This window comes from Allobosea sp. (assembly GCF_035944895.1).
In the GTDB taxonomy this organism is placed as follows: domain Bacteria; phylum Pseudomonadota; class Alphaproteobacteria; order Rhizobiales; family Beijerinckiaceae; genus Allobosea.
On record NZ_DASZAT010000008.1, the window covers coordinates 440,673 to 464,008 of the forward strand.

The 23,336-nt window shown below is 66.7% G+C and carries 21 protein-coding genes; 14 read left to right on the top strand and 7 right to left on the bottom strand.

The genetic code is table 11. The features are described 5' to 3' along the window. Positions 1-5: 5 nt before the first annotated feature. Positions 6-1,919 (bottom strand): ABC transporter substrate-binding protein, encoded by a 1,914-nt coding sequence (locus tag VGV58_RS13700; RefSeq protein ID WP_326874560.1) that lies wholly within the window; start codon positions 1,917-1,919, stop codon positions 6-8. Next, on the bottom strand, positions 1,919-3,796 hold the full coding sequence (locus tag VGV58_RS13705) for an ABC transporter ATP-binding protein (protein WP_326874561.1): 1,878 nt from the start codon (positions 3,794-3,796) through the stop codon (positions 1,919-1,921). The genes VGV58_RS13700 and VGV58_RS13705 overlap by 1 nt, the downstream gene beginning before the upstream one ends. Before the next feature lie 321 nt (positions 3,797-4,117). Here VGV58_RS13705 and VGV58_RS13710 point away from each other — a divergent pair, with 321 nt between their 5' ends. The 12 genes from VGV58_RS13710 (at position 4,118) to VGV58_RS13765 (ending at position 17,666) form a co-directional block, all read left to right on the top strand. Further along, positions 4,118-6,856 (top strand): ABC transporter transmembrane domain-containing protein, encoded by a 2,739-nt coding sequence (locus VGV58_RS13710; protein WP_326874562.1) that lies wholly within the window; start codon positions 4,118-4,120, stop codon positions 6,854-6,856. Continuing rightward, positions 6,853-7,302: a cyclic nucleotide-binding domain-containing protein gene (locus VGV58_RS13715; RefSeq protein WP_326874563.1), complete on the top strand. Its 450-nt coding sequence runs from the start codon at positions 6,853-6,855 to the stop codon at positions 7,300-7,302. The genes VGV58_RS13710 and VGV58_RS13715 overlap by 4 nt, the downstream gene beginning before the upstream one ends. A gap of 16 nt (positions 7,303-7,318) precedes the next feature. Further along, entirely contained in the window at positions 7,319-9,118 is a 1,800-nt protein-coding gene (locus VGV58_RS13720; protein ID WP_326874564.1) for an adenylate/guanylate cyclase domain-containing protein, read from the top strand. Positions 9,119-9,189: 71 nt separating this feature from the next. After that, positions 9,190-9,855 carry a class I SAM-dependent methyltransferase gene (locus VGV58_RS13725; RefSeq protein WP_326874565.1) on the top strand — a complete coding sequence of 222 codons (666 nt, stop codon included), beginning with the start codon at positions 9,190-9,192 and terminating at the stop codon, positions 9,853-9,855. Between the two features lie 2 nt (positions 9,856-9,857). Continuing rightward, positions 9,858-11,123, top strand: a complete 1,266-nt coding sequence (locus VGV58_RS13730; protein WP_414643967.1) for a glycosyltransferase family 4 protein — start codon at positions 9,858-9,860, stop codon at positions 11,121-11,123. After that, the gene (locus tag VGV58_RS13735; RefSeq protein WP_326874567.1) at positions 11,120-12,256 is read left to right on the top strand and encodes a glycosyltransferase family protein; all 1,137 of its coding nucleotides are present in this window, start codon (positions 11,120-11,122) and stop codon (positions 12,254-12,256) included. The genes VGV58_RS13730 and VGV58_RS13735 overlap by 4 nt, the downstream gene beginning before the upstream one ends. Positions 12,257-12,402: 146 nt before the next feature. Then, positions 12,403-13,395, top strand: coding sequence for a cobaltochelatase subunit CobS (cobS, locus tag VGV58_RS13740; RefSeq protein ID WP_326874568.1), 993 nt, complete (start codon positions 12,403-12,405; stop codon positions 13,393-13,395). A 65-nt stretch (positions 13,396-13,460) separates the two neighbouring features. After that, positions 13,461-13,811, top strand: coding sequence for a GFA family protein (locus VGV58_RS13745; protein ID WP_326874569.1), 351 nt, complete (start codon positions 13,461-13,463; stop codon positions 13,809-13,811). A 10-nt stretch (positions 13,812-13,821) separates the two neighbouring features. Beyond that, on the top strand, positions 13,822-14,259 hold the full coding sequence (locus VGV58_RS13750; RefSeq protein ID WP_326874570.1) for a GNAT family N-acetyltransferase: 438 nt from the start codon (positions 13,822-13,824) through the stop codon (positions 14,257-14,259). Then, on the top strand, positions 14,256-14,738 hold the full coding sequence (locus tag VGV58_RS13755; protein ID WP_326874571.1) for a GNAT family N-acetyltransferase: 483 nt from the start codon (positions 14,256-14,258) through the stop codon (positions 14,736-14,738). Before VGV58_RS13750 ends, VGV58_RS13755 begins: the two co-directional genes overlap by 4 nt. A 25-nt stretch (positions 14,739-14,763) precedes the next feature. Next, positions 14,764-16,659 (top strand): cobaltochelatase subunit CobT, encoded by a 1,896-nt coding sequence (gene cobT, locus VGV58_RS13760; RefSeq protein ID WP_326874572.1) that lies wholly within the window; start codon positions 14,764-14,766, stop codon positions 16,657-16,659. Then, positions 16,656-17,666: an esterase-like activity of phytase family protein gene (locus VGV58_RS13765; RefSeq protein ID WP_326874573.1), complete on the top strand. Its 1,011-nt coding sequence runs from the start codon at positions 16,656-16,658 to the stop codon at positions 17,664-17,666. The genes cobT and VGV58_RS13765 overlap by 4 nt, the downstream gene beginning before the upstream one ends. A gap of 180 nt (positions 17,667-17,846) precedes the next feature. Here the strand turns inward: VGV58_RS13765 and rpmB are convergent, their stop codons facing one another. Beyond that, complete coding sequence (gene rpmB / locus VGV58_RS13770) at positions 17,847-18,134, bottom strand: 50S ribosomal protein L28 (protein WP_326874574.1); 288 nt, start codon at positions 18,132-18,134, stop codon at positions 17,847-17,849. A gap of 253 nt (positions 18,135-18,387) precedes the next feature. Between rpmB and VGV58_RS13775 the strand changes: the two genes are divergently transcribed. Further along, on the top strand, positions 18,388-19,218 hold the full coding sequence (locus tag VGV58_RS13775; RefSeq protein ID WP_326874575.1) for a DUF3108 domain-containing protein: 831 nt from the start codon (positions 18,388-18,390) through the stop codon (positions 19,216-19,218). 2 nt (positions 19,219-19,220) lie between these two features. Here the strand turns inward: VGV58_RS13775 and VGV58_RS13780 are convergent, their stop codons facing one another. Together VGV58_RS13780 and VGV58_RS13785 are read right to left on the bottom strand one after the other, a co-directional pair. Continuing rightward, positions 19,221-19,895 (bottom strand): hypothetical protein, encoded by a 675-nt coding sequence (locus VGV58_RS13780; RefSeq protein WP_326874576.1) that lies wholly within the window; start codon positions 19,893-19,895, stop codon positions 19,221-19,223. After that, on the bottom strand, positions 19,892-20,218 hold the full coding sequence (locus tag VGV58_RS13785) for a hypothetical protein (protein ID WP_326874577.1): 327 nt from the start codon (positions 20,216-20,218) through the stop codon (positions 19,892-19,894). The genes VGV58_RS13780 and VGV58_RS13785 overlap by 4 nt, the downstream gene beginning before the upstream one ends. 536 nt (positions 20,219-20,754) lie before the next feature. Between VGV58_RS13785 and VGV58_RS13790 the strand changes: the two genes are divergently transcribed. Beyond that, positions 20,755-21,645, top strand: a complete 891-nt coding sequence (locus tag VGV58_RS13790) for an alpha/beta fold hydrolase (RefSeq protein ID WP_326874578.1) — start codon at positions 20,755-20,757, stop codon at positions 21,643-21,645. Here the strand turns inward: VGV58_RS13790 and VGV58_RS13795 are convergent, their stop codons facing one another. Beyond that, positions 21,646-22,581, bottom strand: a complete 936-nt coding sequence (locus VGV58_RS13795; RefSeq protein ID WP_326874579.1) for a haloalkane dehalogenase — start codon at positions 22,579-22,581, stop codon at positions 21,646-21,648. Continuing rightward, a complete protein-coding gene (locus VGV58_RS13800) occupies positions 22,581-23,171 on the bottom strand; it encodes a TetR/AcrR family transcriptional regulator (protein WP_326874580.1) in 591 nt (196 codons plus the stop codon). The genes VGV58_RS13795 and VGV58_RS13800 overlap by 1 nt, the downstream gene beginning before the upstream one ends. Between the last annotated feature and the right edge of the window lie 165 nt (positions 23,172-23,336).

The following is a 23,336-nucleotide window of genomic DNA, read 5'->3' on the forward strand; positions in this document are numbered from 1 at the left end:
CACGGCTACTTCCCCTCGAACCAGAACGTGTCCGGCATGTAGCGGCCGAAGAAGGCGCCCGGCTCAAAGCTGTAGAGGCCATTGTCCGGCACGTTGCGCAGTGCCTTGGCGATCACGACCGGCTGCAGCGTGGCGTTGACCACGCCGATCGTGAACAATTGCTCGGCGTTGATCTTCAGCATTGCCTGCCAGATGTCCCGCCGCTCCTGATGGGTCGTCGAATGCCGCCAGCTCCGGTAGAGCTCGACGAGCTCCCTTGCCTCCGGAATGGTGGGCGCCTCGCCCTCGCGGCCGCCACTCTCGAAATACTGGCCCCAGCGCGGCCAGTTGAACTGGGCGGGCGAGGTCGGCGCCAGCGCGTCCGGCTCCATCTCGGCGGCGACCAGCGCATTGTCCATGCCGGTCCAGCCGGACATGATCGTCTGGCCGGCGAGGATGCGGCGGCGGAAGACATCGAGCTGGCTCGAGCGCGGGTGGATCTTGATGCCGGTCGCGATGAAGTCCTGCTTGATCAGGTCGAGGATGTCGGTCTCCTCGGTCGAGGCGCCAGCGGTCTCGATCGTGAATTCCAGGCGCCGCCCATCCGGGAAATGGCGGATGCCCTCGCCGTCACGCTTGGAAAGGCCGATCTCGTCGAGCAGGCGGTTGGCCTCGGCGAGATCCGGCGTCATGTTGAGCTGCGCCAGCGCCGCATCATAGAGCGGGCTCTCGGGCAGAGCGGTGTTGCCGCTCTCCTTGGCGAGCCCGAAGTAGATGACGCGGTTGATGTCGCGGCGGTTGATCGCCAGCGAGAGTGCCCGGCGATAGCGCACATCGCGGTTGAGATCGCGCCAGATCGGATCGATCGCGTTGAGGTTGGGCATCAGTGCGAAGGAGGCGCCCTCGGCCCGCTTCCACAGCTTGACCTCGAAATTCATCCGCTTCGCAGCGCCCTTGAGGAAAGTGTAGTCCTCGAAGCGCAGATAGCGGGCCTGCAGATCGGACTCGCCGGCGGCGGTCTTGGCCGGGATCAGCGCCGAGCTGCCGATGGTCAGCGTGACCTCGTCGACATAGGGTAGCTGCCGGCCGTTCTCGTCGATCCGGTGGAAATAGGGGTTGCGGACGAAAGTAAAGCGCTCGGCCGGGATCGACGTGGTGTTGCGCCAGGGGTCGAGCGTCGGCAGATCGGGATTCTCCGGCCGATACTGGCGCGAGAAACGCTCATGCAGCGAGCCCCAGTCCTTGACCCGGCCATTCTTGACCTTCTGCTCCAGCTCTTCCTTGCCGGCATAGCGCTGGTGGAACTGCTTCAGGTAATGCGCCGGCATGGCGATATAGAGCGGCTGCGCGCCGGCCAGCGCCGGCAGGAAGACCGGATTCGGCTCGGCCCAGCTGTAGCGCAGCGTCAGCTCATCGAGAATCTCGAAGCGGCAGGGCTGGCCGGAGATCACCATCGCCTGCGGCGGCCCGCCCGGCGAAAGCCGCTTGTTGTTGGCGACATCCTCCCACCAGTAGCGGAAATCCTCGGCGGTGAAGGGATGGCCGTCGGACCAGCGGTGGCCGGCCCGCAGCCGCAGGGTGAAGATGCGGCCGCGCTCGACCTCGAAACCCTCCAGCAGATCGGGCGCGAGCTCCAGCTTGTCATCGTAGACGACGAGGCGGGTGTAGCCATAGATCGTCATCATGCGGATGTCGCGCTGGTCGCCCATCAGCATGCGCATGGTGCCGCCGTGCCGGCCGGGCGCGCGGCCCATCGCCGCCACGTTGATCAGTCGTGGCGATCTTGGCAGGCGCTCGGCGAGACCAGGCAGTTCGCCGGCCGTGACCTTGGCGGCGAGCGCCGGGCTGTCGATCAGCGTCCCGACGCCGGCGCGGCCGAGTCGCGGCGCGAGGAGGGCGGCGCCCGCCCCGACGAGAAGGCTCCGGCGCGCGATCCGCATCAGGCGAGCTCCCTGACATCGGCGCCGGGCTTGGCGAGGACGAGATGTCCGGCGCCGAGATCGAGATGGGCGAGCGCCTCGCCGGCGGGATCGGGCTTGAAGGAGGCGGGCCAGTGGCGGGTGTCGGAGGCGCCGCCGGGCGCTGTCAGCTTGAAGTCGAGCTTGCGGTCGAGATCGGCGAAGGGCACCGATTTCAGCAGCGCCTTGGTGTAGGGGTGGACCGGCGCGGTGAAGAGCGCATGGCGCGGCGCGAGCTCGACGATGCGCCCGTTCGCCATCACCGCGATGCGGTCGGCCATGTAGTTCACCACCGCGAGATTATGCGAGATGAACAGGAAGGTCAGGCCGCGCTCGGCTTGCAGGTCCTTGAGCAGGTTGAGGATCTGGGCTTGCACGGAGACGTCGAGCGCCGAGACCGGCTCGTCGCAGATGATCAGCTCCGGATCGAGTGCCAGCGCGCGCGCGATGCCGATGCGCTGGCGTTGGCCGCCGGAGAAGGAGTGCGGATAGCGCGAGAGGAAACGCTGATCGAGCCCGACATCGTCCATCAGCGCCTTCACGCGAGCCTTCTGCTCGGCGCTGTCGCCGCGCTCATGGATCACGAGCGGCTCGCGCAGGAGGTTCATCACGGTCATGCGCGGCGACAATGACGAGACCGGGTCCTGGAAGATCATCTGAAGCTTGGGGCGGAACCGGCGCAGGTCCTCGCCCTGCAGCGAGAGAATGTCGACACAGTCCTTGCCGTCGTCGAAGCGGATCTCGCCAGAATCGGGCGTCAGCGCCCGCATGATCAGCTTGCTGAGCGTGGTCTTGCCGCAGCCGCTCTCGCCGACCAGTCCGAGGCATTCGCCGCGCTCGATGTCGAAGCTGACATCGTTGACGGCGGTGACGGTCGAGGTCGTGCCCTTGCCGAAGAAGCGGCTCGAATGGGTGGTATAGGTCTTGTGGACGTTGCGCACGGCAAGCAGCGGTGCCCGCTGATCGCGGCTTTGCGGCGGCGGCTTCGGCGCCGCCGGCGCGCGCGGGCGCGCCTCGCGCAGGGCGACCAGCCGCTCGCCTTCCTGCATGTCGAAATGCGGGGAGGCCTTGAGCAGGGCCTTGAGATAGGGATGCTGAGGGCGACGGAAGATGTCCTCGGCCGGGCCGCTCTCCATGATCTCGCCATGGTAGATCACCACGACCTCGTCGGCCATGTTGGCGACGACACCGAGATCATGGGTGATCAGCAGGATCGCCATGCCCATCTCGGCCTGGAGATCGCGCATCAGGTCGAGCACCTGGGCCTGGATGGTGACGTCGAGCGCCGTGGTCGGCTCGTCAGCGATCAGCAGCGCAGGCTGGCAGATCAGCGCCATGGCCAGCATGGCGCGCTGGCGCAGGCCTCCGGAGAGCTCGAAAGAGTAGAAGTCATAGGCGCGGGCCGGGTCCTTGAAGCCGACGCGCTTCAGCATCGCCTCGATCAGCTCGCGCGCCTGCAGCTTCGGCATCGGCCGGTGCAGCTGCAAGGCTTCCTCGATCTGGTTGCCGATGGTGTGGACCGGCGACAGCGAGGACATCGGTTCCTGGAAGATCATGCCGATGTGCCCGCCGCGCAGGTCACGGATCTCCTTGCCCTCGGCCGGCAGGGTGGCGATGTCGATGACGGTGCCTTGCGCCTGGGGGTCGCGGAACTTGATGCTCCCGCCGGTGATGGCCCCGGCCCGCGGCAGCAGGCCCATGATCGCCTGCGAGATCACCGACTTGCCCGAGCCGGACTCGCCGACGAGCGCCACGGTCTTGCCGGCCGGGATCCGGAAATCGACGCCCTTCACGACATCGCGAGCGAAGCCGTGGATGGTGAAGCCGATCCGGAGGTCGTTGATCTCGAGAATGTTCATCTGCGGCTGACGCCGTCGTCCCCTGTTGTCGGTATTGCCGAATGGACGATCTGCGCCGCCATCCGGATCGATTTGCCGCCGAAGCCTGTTTGCCGCTGCGACGCGCCGCCTTCACCTTCTCTGGTCCCGCCGTCCTTGTCCCGTCTCGATGACGATCTTGCAACAGGGCGGCGCTTCCACCCACGCCGCATCGTTCGAGCGAACTTGAAACCGCCGGGCTTGTCGAGTCCAGCGGCATGTTGCGCTGCGTCGTGAACTGCCCACATATGGGGGCAAGCCGGACTTGTTACCGCTTGTCCGGATATGGGATGGGAAAGCCCCTTGGAGAGAAGCCTCTTCCGTTACGTCTGGCAGAAGAGTCGCCGGGAGCAGATCATCGTTCTGCTCGTGATCCTCGTCTCGATCCCGTTCAACTGGCTGTCCTTCGACGTCCCCAAGCGCATCGTCAACGACGCCATCCAGGGCGGCGCCTTCAAGGGAGGCCGGACGACGGCGACGGTGTTCGACTGGACGCTGCATTGGCCCGATATCCTCGGCGGCGGCAGCATCCAGATTTTCGAGGGCTTCAAGGTCGGCCAGCTCGGCCTGCTGCTGACGCTGAGCTTCTATTTCCTTGCGCTGGTCCTGATCAACGGCGGCTTCAAATACATCGTCAACCTGCAGAAGGGCGTGCTCGGCGAGCGCATGCTCCGGCGCATGCGCTACGACCTGTTCAGCCAGCTCATGCGCTTCCGGCCGGAGGAGATCCGTTCGGTCAAGCCGGCCGAGGTCGCCAGTATGATCAAGGACGAGGTCGAGCCGATCGGCAGCTTCGTCGGCGATGCCTTCATCCAGCCGGCTTTCCTGCTCAGCCAGGCGCTGACCGCGCTCGCCTTCATCATGATGCAGAGCGTCTGGCTCGGCTCGATCGCGCTGGTCATCGTGCTGATGCAGGCGGTGATCATCCCGATCCTGCGCAAGGAGCAGCTGCGCCTCGGTCGCGAGCGCCAGATCGCCTCGCGCCAGCTTGCGGGCCGGATCGGCGAGATCGTCGATGCCGGGCCGACCATCCAGGGCAATGGCGCGACCTCCTATATCCAGTCGGACATCGCCGGGCGGCTGGGGGCGCTCTTCGACATCCGCTATGCGCTCTACAAGCGCAAATTCGCGGTCAAGTTCCTGAACAACCTGATGGCGCAGATCACGCCCTTCTTCTTCTACGCGATCGGCGGCTTCTTCGCTTTGCAGGGCCGGCTCGATATCGGACAGCTCGTCGCGGTGATCGCGGCCTATCGCGACCTGCCGCCGCCGATCAAGGAACTGATCGACTGGGAGCAGCAGCGCAACGACGTCACCATCAAATACGAACAGGTGATTGCCCAGTTCAGCCCCAGCGAGGTGGTCACGCTGGAGGAGAAGGGCGAGATCGCGCCGCTGGCACCGCGCGGAGAGATCAGGCTCGACAAGCTTGAGATGGTCGACAATCGCGGCCAGCCCTTGCTGGCTTCGCTGAGCCTGAGCCTGCACCGACCTGGGAAGGTCGCGCTGATCGGGCCGGCGGGCAGCGGCCGCGACACGCTCGGCCGCATCCTCGGCCGGCAGACGATGAGCTATGGCGGGCGTGTGCTGATCGACGGCGAGCCCCTGTCCACGATCAGCGTCGAGCGCGCCAGCCATCTGATCGGCTATGCCGGCCCCGAGATCGAGATCATCAACGGCTCGCTGCGCGACAACATCCTGCTGCCGCTGAAGCGCAGGCGGCCGGTGGTCAAGCCCGACCGTGCCGTCGACCAGGACGAGCATCGCCGCTTCATCGAGGCGCTACGGGCCGGCAACACGCCATTGCCCTTCGGCGCCGACTGGAACGACTATGAGGGCGTGGGCCTCGACGGCGAGGAGGCGCTGGACGAGCGGATGCTCGCTGTGCTCGACACGCTCGGCTGCGCCGATGAGATCTACGAGCTCGGCCTCGACGCCAAGGTGATCGCACCGCTGCCCGAAGGCGCGGCCGAGCGCATCGTCGAGGCGCGCAAGGTCGTTGCCGCCGAGCTGACCAAGACCAAGCTCGGCGGGCTGATCGAGACCTTCGACCTCGATCGCTACAACGCCAATGCGACGATCGCCGAGAACCTCGTCTTCGGCGCGATGCGCAATGGCCGCCAGCCGGCCGACTTCCTGCTCGAGGATGCTTACGCCCGCTCGGTGCTGCAGGCCGAGGCGCTGGAGGAACCGCTCGCCGAGATCGGCGGGCGCATCGCCTCGACCTTGGTCGAGATCTTCGCCGGCCTGCCGCAGGGCCATATCCTGTTCGAGCGTTATGCCTTCGGTGGCGAGATCGACCTGGAAAAGCTCGGCGAGCTCGCCGAGGCGCTGCGGCGGCACGACCGGCGCAGCCTGCTCGATCCGACCGTGCAGCGCGAGCTGGTCGCGCTCGCGCTCGGCTATGTCGAGCCCAAGCACCGGCTCAACCTGCTCGACATCGCCCTGCGCCGGCGGGTGCTGCGGGCCCGGCACAGCTTCAAGACCTATCTGCCCGGCGAGAAGGCCGACGAGATCGAGTTCTATGATCCGGCCGATGTGATCCACGGCGCGAGCGTGCGCGACAACCTGCTGTTCGGGCGTATCGGCTTCGGTGTCCCCGATGCCGGCCGCAAGGTGGCGGAGATCGCCCGGGCAGCGTTGTCGCGAGCCGGACTCGACTCGGCGGCCTATCGCCTGGGGCTGGGGACCGATGTTGGACTGCGCGGCCGCTATCTGCCGCTGCGCCTGCGCCTGATGGTGCCGCTGGCCCAGGCACTGATCAAGCGGCCCGATATTCTGGTCCTCGATCTCGATGCCTTTGCCGTCACCTGCACCGATCCCGGCGACCTGATCCGGCGGATCGGCACCTATTGCCGGGACAAGACGGCGTTCCTGCTCTTGACCGATCAGGGGCTGGCTGCCGATATCCCTGAGAAGATCGTGTTCAACGGAGCCGTGGCCAGGGTGAACAGCAAAGGCGGAGCCAGCGACGAGGCCGACGATCTGCCGGACGATCTGCCGGTTCCCAATGGTGCGGTTCCGATCGGGGCAAGGACATGACGCTCGAGAGCGATATAGGCTGCCTGAAATCCATCCCGCTGTTCCGAGGGCTGCCCGGACCGCGGCTGAAATTGCTCGCGCTGATGGGCGAGCGCCTCTATTTTCCGGCCGGCACGGTCATTACCGAGGAGGGCGCCAAGCCCGAGGAGGTTTATTGCGTGCTGGAGGGCGAGGTCGAGCTCTCGCATGATTTTGCCGACGGCCGCCAGCAATCCTTCCGGCTTGCGACGGGCAGCATCATCGGCGACGTCCCTCTGCTCTGCAACCAGACCAATGCGGCACGGGCCGCCGCCAAGACCGATGTGGTCGCGCTGCGGCTGCCGCGTGCGCTGTTCTTCGAACTGCTCGACAATATCCCGGAGTTCTCGGTCGCGCTGTCGCGCGATCTCGCCGGGCGGCTTTATCGCCTGGCGGATTCCGTCCTGCATGGCGAGAAGACACATTGAAGCGCCGGGTGCGTCGATGACAGCGGTTCCGAGCACGCCGGCGGGGCGCAAGCCCGCCGCTTCAGGCTTCGACCAGATGTCGTCCTGGAGCCGCGACGTGCGCTTCGCGTCCGGCTGCATCCTGATGGTCTTCGCGACCACGCATTTCCTCAACCACGCGCTCGGCATCTTCGGCGTCGAGGCGATGGAGGCGGCGCAGGACTGGCGCTACTGGTTCTGGCACAGCTGGATCGGCACGGTCGCGCTCTACGGCTCGCTCCTCGTCCACCCGGTCTTCGCCCTGCTGCGCGTGGCGCAGCGGCGCACCTTCCGCATGCCGGGCCGCGAGGTGATCCAGATCGTGCTTGGCGTCGCGATCCCGCTGCTGCTGATCGACCATATCGTCAGCACGCGGGTCCAGGGCGTGCTGTTCGGACAGGACGAGAGTTATCACGCGGTGCTGCGCCGGCTCTGGCCCAATCTTGCCCTGTCGCAGAGCCTGCTGCTGCTATTGGTCTGGACGCATGGCGTAATCGGCCTGCACTTCACCTTCCGGGCGCGCGATGCCTATGCGCGCTGGCGCGATCCGTTCCTGCTCGCAGCGATCCTGGTCCCGCTGCTCGCGCTGATCGGCTTTTCGGTTGCCGGGCGCGAGGCGCAGATGATGGCGCTGCCGCCCGAGCTCTACACGGCCCAGCAGGTCGACATGTTCAACCTGAACGTGACCTGGGCCAAGCGCGCTTTCTTCGGCCTGATCGGCGGTTTTGCCGGTTTCGTCGTGCTGCGCGAACTTCGAGCCCGGGCACTCGGCGCCATCGCTGTGCGCTTCGTCGGCCATGGCGTGCGCCGCGTCATTCCGGGCCCGACCCTGCTCGAGATCTTCCGGCGCTTCGGCATCCCTCATGCCGCGCTCTGCGGCGGGCGGGCGCGCTGCGCCACCTGCCGCGTCCTGGTGCTCGACGGCGCCGACGACCTGCCGCCGCCTGCTCCGGCCGAGGCGCGCCTGCTGCGCCGGATCTCGGCCGGCGACCATGTCCGGCTCGCCTGCCAGATCAGGCCCAAGCGCGACCTTCAGGTCCAGATCCTGCTCGCTGCCAAGCAGCGCGGTGCCGGCCCGTCGGGGACCGTCGATCCGGATGACCGGATCGGCAAGAAGGGGCTGACGGTGATGGTCGCCGACCTCAGGGCCTTCACCGCACTGTCCGAACGGCAATTACCGCACGACCTGATGACCCTGCTCAATCGCTTCTATGACGAGATGTCCCAGGCGATCGCGGCGCATGGCGGCCGCATCGAGGCGATCTATGGCGACGGGCTGATGGCGGTGTTCGGCCTGGAGACGACACCGGCGCGGGCAGGCGCGGCGGCGATCGCGGCGGCCGGCGACATGGTGCGCGCAGTCGAGGCGCTCAACCGCGAATACGCGAACGCCCTGCCATTGCCGCTGCGCATCGGCATCGGCATCCATGGCGGCCAGGCGATCGTCGGCGCGGTCGAGAACGAGAGCATGGGGCGCCGCGAGATCACCGTCGGCGAAACCGTGATGATCGCGAGCCAGCTCGAGGCGGCGACGCGGCGGCTCCTCTCGGACATCGTCGTCTCCGCCGAGACGGTGAGCGCGACCGGCCGCAGCTATCGCGACACCGTCCCGCACAAGATCTCGGTCAAGGGCCGCGACAAGCCGATGCAGGTCTACGGTTTCGGCAGCACGCCGGCGGGCGAGGCCCGCTCGGACACGGAACAGGGCATGCAGGCCAAGGACGGAGCCGGTGACTGGGTTTCGGCGGCGAAGGACGCGACCCCCGATCTGGCCGATCCGGGGCCCGATCGGAGCTAGCACGGCTGGCAAATTTCCGCCTGCCTCCCTATGGTCCGGCCGCTTCCGACCTCCCCACCGCCAGAGCTTCGATGACCGACGAGATTTCCCAGGAGGCGCTGCACGACATCCTGCGCGGCGTCGCGGCGCTGACGGATGACGCAATCGTCGCCGATCTCGCGCGGCTGGTCGGCAAGGGCGTGCGGGCCGATATCTCGATCGCCTTCAATCCCAAGCAGATCGCCTCGAAGCGCTGGCTGGTCGAGACCTTGGCGCAGGTCCTGCCGAAGCCTGGCGGGCCGGTCTGGGTGCTCGGCGCCTGGCATGGCGTGCTCGGCGCGATGCTGCTGGCCGACGAGCGGCTTGCGATCCCGCAACTGGTGAGCCTCGACATCGATCCGGACTGCGCGCCGATCGCCGAGATCCTCAACCATCGCCATGTCGCCGCCGGCTGCTTCCGGGCACAGACCGCCGACATGATGGAGCTCGATTTCGAGCGGGGCGAAGGCGGGTGGCCGGGGCTGGTGATCAATACCAGCTGCGAACATCTCGACGATGTACCCGGCTGGATTTCCAGTTTGCCGGCCGGTTTGCCACTGCTGCTGCAATCGAATGATTACTTCCGCGAGCCGGATCATCGCAGCTGCGTGCCCTCGCTCGACGCCTTCAAGGCTCAGGCGGGATTGTCGGAATTGTGGTTTGCCGGGGCGCTGCCGAGCAAGAATTACACCCGTTTCATGCTGATCGGCCGCAGATGAGCATGGGTAAGTCCGAAGGGCCGGCGGTCGCGATCGCGATGAAGGGCTATCCGCGCCTGTCGGAAACCTTCATCGCCCAGGAGCTGCTCGGCCTGCAGCGGCTCGGCCTGCCCTTCGCGATCTGGTCGCTGCGCCATCCGACCGATGGCGCGCGGCACATGATGCATCAGGAGATCAGCGCGCCGCTGCACTATCTGCCGGAATATCTGCACGATGACTGGCCGCGGGTGCTGCGCGGTGTCGCGAGCGCCTTCGCGCGGCCGAGTATCGTCAGGCTGCTCGGGGTTTTCCTGCGCGATTTCGCTCGCGAGCGCACGCGCAATCGCCTGCGCCGCTTCGGCCAGGCCTGCGTCATGGCCCGTGAGCTGCCGGCGAGCACCCGCCATCTCCATGTCCATTACCTGCACACGCCGGCTTCGGTGATCCGCTATGCGGCGCTGAGCCGGAGGCTGAGCTGGTCGTTCTCGGCTCATGCCAAGGACATCTGGACGACGCCGGACTGGGAGAAGCGCGAGAAGATCGCCGATGCGCGCTGGGGCGTGACCTGCACCCGCGATGGCCACGCCGAGCTCGACCGCCTCGCTGAGCAGCCGGACAAGATCGCGCTGCTCTATCACGGGCTCGACCTGACGCGGTTTCCGGAGCCGCTGGATGCGCGCCTGCCGCGTGACGGTTCCGATCAGGCCGAGCCGGTGCGGTTCATCACCATCGGACGGGCGGTGGCAAAGAAGGGGTTCGACGACCTGCTCGCGGCGCTGGCGATCCTGCCGGCCGAGCTGAACTGGCGGCTCGTCCATATCGGCGGTGGCGAGATGCTTGCAGCCTTGAAGGCGCAGGCGGACAAGCTCGGCCTTGCCTCGCGGATCGAGTGGCGCGGGCCGCAGGCGCAGGATGCGGTGATCGCGGCGCTGCGCGAGGCCGATCTCTTCGTGCTGCCCTCGAAGCAGGCGGAGAACGGCGACCGCGACGGCCTGCCCAATGTGGTGATGGAGGCGGCGAGCCAGGCCCTGCCGATCGTCGCGACCGACTTCGCCGGCATTCCCGAATTCGTGCAGCATGGCCGCGAAGGGCTGCTGCTGCGGCCGAGCGATGTCACGGCCCTGGCCAAGGCGCTGGAGGGGCTGGCCCGTGATCCGCAATGGCGGGCGAAGCTTGGCGCTGCGGCCTTCGACAGGTTGCGGACCGAGTTCTCGGCGCAGGCCGGCCTCGCGAGGGTGCATCGGGCGCTGCTGGCGGCGGTCGCCGGCAACGACGATGGCGCGCCATGAGCGCGCGCATCCTGATCGCGGTCACCCATCTGCTGGGGATCGGCCACCTCGTGCGGGCGCGGCAGTTGGCGCGGGCGCTGGCAGGGGGGGGCCATGAGGTCGCGCTCGCCAGCGGCGGCATGCCGGACGGCAAGGCGGCGGATTATCGCTTCGTGCAACTGCCACCGGTGCGCACGCAGGGCACGGATTTCCGCAATCTGCTCGACGAGGACGGAAAGGCCGCGACGCCAGAGCGACTTGCCGCGCGGCGCGAGCAACTGGTCGGCCTGGTTTCAGAGCTTTCGCCCGATATCGTCGTCACCGAGCATTTCCCGTTCGGCCGGCGCCAGCTCGCGGGCGAGTTCCTGGCGCTGATCGCGGCTGCCCGTGAGGCCAATCCGGGCGTGCTAATCCTGTCCTCGATCCGCGACGTACTGGTCGCGCCACAACGTCCGGCCCGCCTGGCGGAGACGGCCGAGCGGATCGCCACGCTGTTCGATGCCGTGCTGGTCCATGGCGACCCGCGCGTCCTGCCGCTCGATGCCTCCTGGCCGATGACGCCGGAGATCGCCGGCAAGCTGGTCTATACTGGCTATCTGGCGGAACCATCCGCATTGCGGGGGACCCCAGCAGATTCGTCGGGGACGATCCTCGTCTCCGGCGGCGGCTCGGCGGCAGCCTTGCCGCTGTTCGAGACCACGCTCGCGGCGGCTCGATTGCTGCCGCGGCGGCCCTTCCATCTCCTGATCGGCCGCGGCGTCTGCGAGGCCGACTTCGCCACCCTGCGACAATCGGCTCCTGACAACGCCCGGGTCGAATGGGCGCGCCCGGATTTCCCGGCGCTTCTCGCCGGCTGCTCCCTGTCGATCAGCCAGGCCGGCTACAATACGGTGCTCGACCTGCTGCAAGCCGGTCGTCCCGCGCTGCTCGTGCCCTTCGACGCCGGCAACGAGACCGAGCAGGCCTTGCGCGCCGCGGCTCTGGAACGAGCCGGGCTGGCGCGTGTTGTGAAGCTTGCCGAGGGGCCGCAGGCGCTCGCGGCCGCTATCGAGACGGCGCTGGCGCGGGGCGCTCCTCCGGCCGCGAAGGTCGATCTCGACGGGGCGACGGGCACTGTCGCAGCCATTGCAAGGCTGCTCGCGAGCCGTGCGTGAATGCATGCCGGCGAAGGGACGGCATGCCTCTTGCGAATTGCCGGCCCAAAGCTTTCGCTTTAATGAGGTTCTACACGCCTCCCTTTCGGTCGGCTCCAGGACACCGGATCTTCAGCCGGCCCCTGTCCTGCGCCCGGAGAAGAACGATGACAACGACGACTGCCTCCGCCCCCGGGATGCCCGACATGAAGCTGTCGGTGCGTCAGGTCTTCGGGATCGACAGCGATCTGGAGGTGCCGGCCTATTCCAAGCCCGAGGCGCATGTTCCCGATTTCGATGCGGACTACCGCTTCGACCGCGACACCACGATCGCGATCCTCGCCGGCTTCGCCCATAACCGACGCGTGATGATCTCGGGCTATCACGGCACCGGTAAGTCGACCCATATCGAGCAGGTTGCGGCCCGCCTCAACTGGCCCTGCGTCCGCGTCAACCTCGACAGCCATGTCTCGCGCCTCGACCTCGTCGGCAAGGACGCGATCGTGCTGAAGGAAGGCAAGCAGATCACCGAGTTCCAGGACGGCATCCTGCCCTGGGCGCTGCAGAACAACATCGCGCTGGTCTTCGACGAGTACGATGCCGGCCGCCCGGACGTGATGTTCGTGATCCAGCGCGTGCTCGAGCAGTCCGGCAAGCTGACGCTGCTCGACCAGAAGCGCGTCATCCGCCCGCACGCCGCCTTCCGTCTGTTCGCCACCGCCAACACGGTCGGCCTCGGCGACACCTCGGGCCTCTATCACGGCACCCAGCAGATCAACCAGGGCCAGATGGACCGCTGGTCGATCGTCACCACGCTGAACTACCTGCCTCACGACAACGAGGTCGCGATCGTGCTCGCCAAGTCGAAGCATTATCAGGCCTCGCCGGAGGGCAAGGACACCGTCAACAAGATGGTCCGCGTCGCCGACCTCACCCGCAATGCTTTCATGAACGGCGATCTCTCGACCGTGATGAGCCCGCGTACCGTCATCACCTGGGCGGAGAACGCGGCGATCTTCGGCGGCGATATCGGCTTCGCCTTCCGCGTCACCTTCCTCAACAAGTGCGACGAGATGGAGCGCACGCTGGTGGCGGAGTTCTTCCAGCGTTCCTTCGGCAAGGAATTGCCGGAAAGCGCGGTCAACGTCGTCCTGAGCTGAAGCGCCCTTGCGAAAGTGGCCCCACTTTCGCGATCGGACCAGGCTCAACCAGCAGGAGGCCGGCCATGGCTCGGTATGAAGGTTCCTGTCACTGCGGGCGGGTCGCCTACGAGGTCGAGGCCGACCTCTCGCGGACGATCACCTGCAACTGCTCCTATTGCCAGCGCCGCGGCTCGGTGCTGGCCTTCAGCCCGGCCACCAGCTTCACCCTGACCAGGGGCGAGGATGCGCTGACCGAGTACCGCTTCAACTCGCAGAAGATCCAGCATCTGTTCTGCGAGACCTGCGGCATGGAATCCTTCGCCCGCGCCAATGCGCCGGACGGCACGCCGACTGTCGCGATCAACGTCCGCTGCCTCGCCGGCGTCGAGCCGACCGAGCTGAGCCCGACGATGTATGACGGACGGGCGCGCTGAGGAGCACGCCGTGAGCGCCGCCGACAGCAAGCAGGCCACGATCCAGCGCGAGGCGGATTTCGCCGCGACGCGCGAGGCCGTGGTGCGCGGCCTATCCGCCCATAACGAGGCCAGGGTCGGGCCGCGCAATGCCGAGCCCCTGGCGATCAGCCTGCGCGACGAGAGCGGCGCCATGGTCGGCGGCCTGATCGGCGAGCTGAAATGGCAATGGCTCTATGTCGACCTGTTCTGGATCGACGAGGCTCATCGCGGCGCCGGCCATGGCGAGGCGCTGCTGGCGATGGCCGAGCAGGCGGCGCGCGATTATGGCGCGCGCGGGGTCTATCTCGGCACGATGAGCATCCAGGCGCCGGGCTTCTACCCGCGCATGGGTTATCGCGAATACGGCCGCATGGAGGATTATCCGGTCGCCGGCCAGAGCTTCCACCACTTCATGAAGGCGCTATGAGCATCCCCGATCGCGAGCTGAGGCAGATCGAGCGGGCGCCGGCCGAGCAGCGCGCCACGCTTGACGCTGTTTCGGTCCGGGTCGAGACCACCTATGGCGCCGCAAAGAAAATCATTGCAGCAGGCCTCGAGGGCTTCAATCGCCAGCATATGCACGGCCGCTCACCCAAGGCATTTGCCGCCACCGCGAATGTCGATGGAAGCGTGCGCGGCGGACTGATGGCCGAGGCGATCGGCGAGTGGATGCATATCAGCCTGCTCTGGGTGGATGAGCGCTTCCGCCGGAGCGGGCTCGGCACGGCGTTGCTGAAGCGGGCGGAAACGGAGGCGAGAAGCCGCGGGGCCAGAGGTGTCCTCGTCGATACGTTTTCCTTCCAGGCACCGGCTTTCTATAAAATGCACGGTTATTTTGCGTATGGGCAGATCGAGGATTGTCCTGAAGCGGGCATGACCTGGTTCCGTTTCAGGAAGGTGCTTTGATCATGCAGCGCGTAGAGGATCAGTCGTGAGCATCTCCAATCGCAAGCCCGGAACCCCGAAGGAAGCGCCGGCCGAGCCGCTGAAGCGGGCGGTCTCGGGCGCGATGAAGGCGATCGCGCGCAAGCCGGAGATGGAGATCGTCTTCGCTGCCGACAAACCCTCGCTGGTCGGCGAGCGCGCCCGCCTGCCGGAGCCGCCGCGCAAGCTCACCGCCAATGATGTCGCGATCCTGCGCGGCCATGCCGATTCGATGGCGCTGCGCCTTGCCTGCCACGATGCCGCCGTTCATCGTCGCGCCGCGCCCGAGGGCGATGCGGCCCGTGCCGTCTTCGACGCGGTCGAGCAGGCCCGGGTCGAGAGCGTCGGCTCGCGCCGGATGAGCGGTGTTTCCAGCAATATCTCGTCGATGCTCGAGGACCGCTATCATCGTGGCGGTCGCTATGAGGAAATCACCGATCGTGCCGATGCGCCGCTGGAGGATGCGCTCGCCCTGATGGTGCGCGAGCGCCTGACCGGGCTGAAGCCGCCCAAGGCGGCGGAGAAGCTGGTCGATCTCTGGCGCGAGCAGATCGAGGAGAAGGCGGGCGACGATCTCGATCGGCTGGCGAAGTCGATCGAGGATCAGCGCGCCTTCGCCCGCACCGTGCGCGACCTGCTCGTCTCGCTCGACATGGCCGAGCAGTCGAGCCAGGGCGACGATGCCGAGGAGGACGAGGACGATCAGGACCAGTCCTCCGACGACCAGCAGCAGGAGCAGGGCGAGGCCGAGCAGCAGAGCCAGGGCGAGCGCTCGGAGACCGAGACCAGCGAGGACGCCGCCGAGGAATTGCAGGAAGGCGCCTCCGAGGCCGCCGATGCGCCGGCCGGCGACTGGGACGAGGAAGACGAGAGCTCCGAGGCCGAGGAGGCCGGCGAAGCGCCGCGCCCGCGCGACAGCCGCGCCAACGATCGGCCGCAGACCGACTACAAGGCCTATACCCAGAAGTTCGACGAGATCGTCACGGCCGAGGAACTCTGCGACGCCGAGGAACTGACGCGCCTGCGCGCCTATCTCGACAAGCAGCTAGCGCATCTCCAGGGCGTCGTCGCGCGCCTGGCGAACCGGCTGCAGCGCCGCCTGATGGCGCAGCAGAACCGCTCCTGGCAGTTCGACCTGGAGGAGGGCGCGCTCGATCCCTCGCGCCTGCCGCGCATCATCATCGACCCGTTCCAGCCGCTCTCCTTCCGGCAGGAATCGGACACGAATTTCCGCGACACCGTGGTGACGCTGCTGATCGACAATTCCGGCTCGATGCGTGGTCGGCCGATCACGGTGGCGGCGACCTGCGCCGACATCCTGGCGCGAACGCTGGAGCGCTGCGGCGTCAAGGTCGAGCTGCTCGGCTTCACCACCCGCGCCTGGAAGGGCGGCCTGTCGCGCGAAAGCTGGTTGCAATCGGGCAAGCCGGCCAATCCCGGCCGCCTCAACGATCTCCGCCACATCATCTACAAGGCCGCCGACGCGCCATGGCGGCGCGCGCGCAAGAATCTCGGGCTGATGATGCGCGAGGGGCTGCTCAAGGAGAACATCGACGGCGAGGCGCTCGACTGGGCGCATAAGCGCCTGCTCGGCCGCTCCGAGCAGCGCAAGATCCTGATGGTGATCTCGGATGGCGCGCCGGTCGACGATTCCACCCTCTCGGTCAATGCCGGCAGCTATCTCGAACGGCATCTGCGCCATGTCATCGCCGAGATCGAGACGCGTTCGCCGGTCGAGCTGATCGCGATCGGCATCGGCCACGACGTCACCCGCTATTATCGCCGCGCCGTCACCATCGTCGACGCCGAGGAACTCGGCGGCGTGATGACCGAGAAGCTGGCGGAGCTGTTCGAGGAGGATGCCGGCGGGGCAGGTTCGCGGGGCTCGCGCCGCCTGCAATGAGTCTCAGCCGCCGTAGCGCCCTCGCCGGCCTCGGCGCGGCGGCTTTCAGCCTGTCCGCACGAGCACAGAGCCTCGAGCCCGGGCGCGTCCCGGTCAGCATCTCCGCCCGGCCGATCGTGAGCTTCGAGCCGGGCACTGCGACGAAGACGCGCTTCGGCCAGCTGACCTTCCGCGGCGGCCTCCAGCTCACCGGAAGCCATCCCCGGTTCGGCGGATTCTCCGGGCTGTGGCGCTCGCCCGACGGCGATAGAATCGTCGCGATCACCGACAACGGCTTCTGGCTGACGGCAAGGGTCGCTCGCAAGCAGGGCAAGCTCGCCGGGCTGGAGGAGGCTGAGCTCGCGCCGATCCTCGGGGCGTCCGGCAAGCCGCTGCATCGCTCGCGCTATTTCGATACCGAATCGCTGGCGATCCAGGGCGGCACCGCCTTCATCGGCGTCGAGCGCACCCATGACATCCTGCGCTTCGACTGGGCCCGCCACGGCGTCGAGGCGCGGGCACAGCTCGTGCCGGTGCCCCCGGCGGCAAAGCGCCTGCCGAGCAATCGCGGCTTCGAGGCGCTCGGCGTGCTGCCGGCCGGGCATCCGCTTGGCGGGGCGCTGATCGCGATCTCAGAGCGCTCGGGCCGCGAGGACGAGCCGACCACGGGCTTCATCCTCGGCGGGCGTCAGCCGGGCACGCTGCAGGTGATCCGCCGCGACGGCTACGACATCACCGACCTCGCCTTCCTGCCCGGCGGCGACATGTTGCTGCTGGAGCGCTGGTACAAGCCGCTGCGCGGTGTCGGCATGCGCATCCGCCGCATCGCCGGCAGCACGATCCGCCCGGGGGCGAAGCTGGACGGGCCGATCCTGATCGAGGCCGATCTCGGCCAGGAGATCGACAATATGGAGGGTATGGCGGTCCACCTGGAGGGCGGGCGGACGATCGTCACCCTGATCTCGGACGATAATTTCTCGACCTTCCTGCAGCGGACGGTGCTGCTGGAGTTCGAGCTGGCGCAGTAACAGTGCGCGTCATGCTCGGGCTTGACCCGAGCATCTCAGGCCGGATGAGGCTCCGATCAGCGCCTTCTCGTCAGGAGATTCTCGGGTCTGCGCTTCGCTCCGCCCGAGAATGACGGACCAAATTCAAACGAAAAAAGCGGCCTTGCGGCCGCTTCGTTCAATCCCGAGGGAAGCCCGCGCTCAGTTGGCGGCGAGCTTCTTCTCGATGTCGCGCTTCAGCGCCAGCGCGCCGGTCGACAGCTCGCCGGCCGGAGCCTTGACCAAGAAGGCGTCGAGGCCGCCGCGATGGTCGACAGTGCGCAGCGCGTTCGCCGAGACGCGCAGGCGGATCGAACGGCCGAGCGTATCCGACTGGAGCGTGACGTTGACGAGGTTCGGCCGGAAGACCGTCTTGGTCTTGCGGTTCGAGTGGCTGACGAGGTGGCCGGTCAGGGTGGCTTTCCCGGTCAGTTCGCAACGGCGGGCCATGATCGTGTTCCCAAAATCTCCGAGTACTCAACGCAAAATGCCGACACGCGACGTGCCGGCAGGCGAGCACCGGAAGTCAAATTGAAGTGGGCGGTCTATAACGGGCCGATGACAGCCCGTCAAGGCAGGCCTTGCGCAAACGGCCCGGAAACATCTCGGTAACCATTATCCCGCCAAGCTGACGATAACCAGTCACGATTCGGACCGAATCTCAGTGCATGCGACGATGTCCGTCGCGCTCCGGAGCCTCACGATGAAGCTCGCCTTGTCGTCTGTCAGCAGCGCCTTCGTCGCGGTGCTGATGCTCGCCTTGCCGGTGCCGGCCGCACAGGCGGCCTCGCTCGATGCGACCTATGACGTCCGCCTGCTCGGCCTCTCGCTCGGCAAGGCCAATCTCGCCGGTGGTATCGACGGCGGCAGCTACAAGCTCGACGCCACCGCCAAGCTGACCGGCCTCGTCGGCAGCTTCACCGGCGGGCGCGGCTCCGGCACCGCGACCGGCAACCTCAACGGCAGCCGGCTCTCGCCGACAGCCTTCGCGGTGTCCTCGGCCAATTCCAGCGAAAGCCGCACGGTGCGCATGGCGCTCGGCGGCAATGCCGTGCAGGCGCTGGCGATCGAGCCGCCGATCGACGCCAAGCCCGATCGCGTCCCGCTCAAGGACGAGCACCAGCGCAACATCATGGACCCGCTCAGCGCCTTCCTGATGCCGGTCGAGGCTTCCGGCCGCACTGGCGGCGCAGCGGCCTGCAATCGCACGCTGGCGATCTTCGACGGCGCGGCGCGCTACGACATCAAGCTGAGCTATTCCGGCACCCGCGAGATCAAGATCGACGGCTATAGCGGCCCGGTCTCGGTCTGCCAGGCGCGCTATGTGCCGATCGCCGGCCACCGCTCCCTGCGCCCCTCGACCAAGTTCATGGCCGAGAACAAGGAGATCTCGACCTGGCTCGCTCCCGTTGCCGGGACGAACATGATGCTGCCGGTGCGCATCTCCGTGAAGACAATGATCGGCACCGCGGTGATCGAGGCCTCGAGCTTCAAGGTCGATCCCGGCGTGACGGCGACCGCGACGCGGAACTGAACTCAGGCGCCCGCCGCCAGTTCGAGCGGGAAGGGCGTGGGTTCGTAGATCGATTCCAAGCCGAAGCGGCGGACGCGATCCTCCTCCCAGTGATGAAGAAGGCGGATGACGCCGTCGCGGTCATCTGCCCGCATCAACGGCACAAGCTCGTCTGCGACGTGCTCGAATTCGGGCCGGCGCCAGGACATGCGGGAGCGATCCCAATGCTTGATGCGCTCGAAACGACGCAAGGCGCGCTCGAAGCGGCCATAGGCTGCCGCGAAGTGAATCTGATGGATGACGAATCTAACGGACGCCCTGAACTCGCTCGAGCCGTGGGTTCTGAAACGAAGCATATCCTCGATCGTGTTGACGTTGCGCATCTTTGGAAGAATCCGGGTCTCGCAGGCTTCGATAAAGGCGGCGTGCATGCCGGGTTCCGTCCAGCGATGCGGCGCACCGTGCGCCGTGAAGAAGCGATCGAGGGTGATGCCTTGCCGGTTGGCCCTGGGGTCGAAGAAATGACCTATCGAGCAGAGGAATTGAGGGCCGTCGGCTTCGATGCCACGGCCGATCGAGATCGAGCGCATCACGTGGCGGAGCGGTTTGACGATGACGAAGCGCTCGGATTGGGCAAGATCCGGATTGCGCTCCAACAACTCGCCCAGAAGCCGGTTGATCTGCTTTTTCGTCGTCATTTGCGAGGCCTGACTTCGAGCATGATGACACGGCGGACGTCTCTTATACCGAGATAAGCGGCAGTCGCGAGAATGTCGGAGCGCGGGACTGAGAGGCCTCGCCGGCCGGTTTTTAGATCATAGACACAGAGCGTTCCGCTCTCCGGTCTGTACTCGTAGGCATCAACACGCACCGAACGTGGATAACCGATATCAAGTTCGTCTCTGCTGGTCGGATCGGCCGCCTCCTTCAGGAAAGATCGCTCAGCGCGGAAATTCTCGTTCTTTAGGCTCTCAACGAAATCCTTGAAACGAACGTGGACGTTGGTGCCGTAGGTTGCCATGGATGAAAAATTCCCCGGCTCGCCTGCGGCACGGCCAGCGCGATTGGCCAGCTCCTGAACAGTTTCGAGTTTTTTGCAGGCATCTTTGACTTCCTCTTCCCCTGGCTTCCCAACGAAGGCAGAGATCCATCTGCCCGCTCTTGCCCGGTTGATACTCGCGCGGCACGAAGCCCATGACGGTTCGCTGACCGTCGATGTCGTCGCTGGGGGAGAGCCAGCCCAACAGGATAGTGCCCGCAGCGCTGACGGCTCTGCGAACTCCTTCCTGAGCAAACACCTGCTGCACCGTCGCCTCGCGTTCCGGTCCGCGCTCGGTCCAGGTCGAGCGCGAGACGACTTCGCCATCCGGTCCGCCGTCGCGGATCGTCTGGGTGCGGTCCGAGGTTTCGCAAGTGGTCTTGCCGCCCTCGGGCGAGGTGACGGTGTGGCGCTCGTCCCACCTCGACCCGCCGCGCATGCGGGCTTCGCCGTCCCATGGATTGCGGAACGCTCGTTCGAGGCGCTAGCCTTCCCGGCGATTCGCTTCCGGAGCTGTCATGTCCAGCGATTTCGCCTTGCCGCCCGGCCTCAGGCACCGTCAGGTCATCGTTCGCGACACCGTTCTTCACGTCGCCGAGGTCGGCGACGGACCGGCTGTGCTGCTCCTGCATGGCTGGCCGGAGTTCTGGATGAGCTGGCTGCCGGTGATGAACCGCCTGCATGGCGAGTTCCGTTTGATCGCGCCCGATCTGCGCGGCTTCGGCGACAGCGGCAAGTCATCGGCACCGCGCAGCGATGTCGGCGCCAACGCCCATGCCGACGACATGGCGGCGCTGCTGGAGGCACTCGGCACCGGCCCGGTCGGCGTCGTCGGCCACGATGTCGGCGCCTATGTCGCGCAAGGGCTGGCGCGGCGCCATCCGCAGCGGGTCGAGAAGCTGCTGTTCTTCAACTGCCCGACGCCGAGTGTCGGATCGGCCTGGGTCCGCGACGGCCACATCAACGAGATCTGGTATCAGTCCTTCCAGCAATTGCCGCTGGCGGAGCAATTGATCGGCTCCAGCCGCGAGGCCTGCGCGCTCTATCTCGGGCATTTCCTGACGCATTGGTGTCATCGCAAGGATGCCTTCGCGCCGGTCTTCGATCTTTGGGTCGAGAATTTCATGAAGCCCGGCAATCTGCGCGGCGGATTCGACTGGTATCGCAGCCAGAACGCGGCGCGGATCGCCGCGATCGATGGCCACCCGGCGCCGTCCGTGCCGATCCATCAGCGCACGCGGGTGCATTGGGGCCGGCATGACCCGATCCTGAAATCGGACTGGTCGACTTTCCTGTCGCACTATTTCGACGATGTGCAGGTGACCTTCTGCGAGAGCGCCGGCCATTTCGTCCATGTCGAGGCGCCGGACGAAGCCGCGCAGGTGCTGGCCGAGGTGTTCGCGGACTGATCAGCCGGCAGCCGCCTGCTGGCCGTGGGTCTCCGGCGCTTGCGCGGCGCCGATCTCGATGAGCCAATCGTGGACGGCGTCGCCGATCGCTTCGGGGTGATCTTCCTGCAGGTAATGCGCGCCCGGGCCGAGTTCGACGAGGCGGCAATTCGTCAGGCCGGCGGCGAACTCACGCGCCTGCTCCGGAGAGATCAGCGCGCCGGGATCGCCTGAGAACAGTAGCTTGGGATAGGTCGAGGCCCGCAAGGCGGCGTGGTCGGCGGTACTGATCGCAAAGACATCGGCAGGCTCGCCGGCGATCGGCAACTCCCGCGGCAGGCGCAGGATCGGCCGGCGCGAAGCCGGCGTCGGGAAGGGCTGGCGATAGGCGGCCAGTTCCTCCGGGGTCATCTGGCGTAGTACCGAGCCCGGCAGGATACGCTCGATGAAGATGTTGTCGTCGAGGATCAGCGTCTCGCCCTTTCCGGACGTGCGGAAGGCCTTGAACAGCTCGCGCGCCTGCGGGCGCTGATGGAAGCTGTCCCAGTCGGCGAAGGGCCGGATGAATTCCATGAAGGCGAGGCCGAGCATGCTCTGCGGCCGGCGGGAGGCGTGGTGGAAGGCGAGCGCCGTGCCCCAGTCCTGCGCCAGGATGACGAGGCGATCGAGCCGCAGTGCCGCGACGAAGGCGTCGAGATAGCGGACCTGATCGGCGAAGCGATAGGCGATGTCGGGCTTGCCGGACTGGCCATAGCCGATCAGGTCGGGCGCGATGCAGCGTGCGACCGGCGCAATCCGCGGGATGATGTTGCGCCAGATATAGGACGAGGTCGGGTTGCCGTGCAGAAGCAGCACGGTCGGCCCCTGCCTGCCCGCCGCGACATAGGACATGGTCGAATCGAGGACCGGAATCTCGTGGCGGGTGGCGGTGATCGGTGCTTCTGAAATGTTGGTCATCACGAGGCCTTTCCGAACAGGAGGGGGAAAATGATCGTCTTGAAGCGCTCAAGCGGGGCCGGGTCGCGCTCGACCTTCATGCGCAGCATCGCGCCTTGCCAGGAGGTGAGCAGGACGTCGGCGAGGTCGTCGGCGCTGAAGGCATCGCTGATCTTGCCACTGGCCTGGCCTTGCGCGATGCAGGCGGCGAAGGGCCGGCGCCAGCGCACGAAGATGTCGGCCAGCTTTTCGCGCAGAGGCTCGCTGGTCGGCGCGGTCTCCAGGCTGAAATTGCCGACCATGCAGCCGCGGCTCCAGTCGGCTTCCTCGAGCTTGCCGGTGATGATGTCGAGATAGCGCCGCAGGCGGGCGGCTGGCGGCAGCCCGTCCTCGGCGAGGGCCTCGTCGACCAGTCCGCAGACATAGGCGAAGTAGCGCTCCAGTACCTCGCCGGCGAACTCCTCCTTCGAGGCGAAATGATTGGTGAAGGAGCCGGGGCTGGCGCCGGCTGCAGCGACGATCTCGCGCACGCCTGTGGCGGCATAGCCGTTCTGCCAGAACAGGTCGTGGCCGGCGGCGATGAGGTTCGGACGAAGGGATTGTTTGCTCATGATGAACATCAATACGTACGTACGTATTGATGTCAAGTGACGCATCGAGCCTCGGCTCGCGGGACCCATTCGGCATGCCACCCCTCGTTCTAGCGTCGGAACGCCCTACATGAGCGAAAGCGGCCCTCGCGCGCGCAAGTCGGCGAAGGATGGAAATGAAATCGA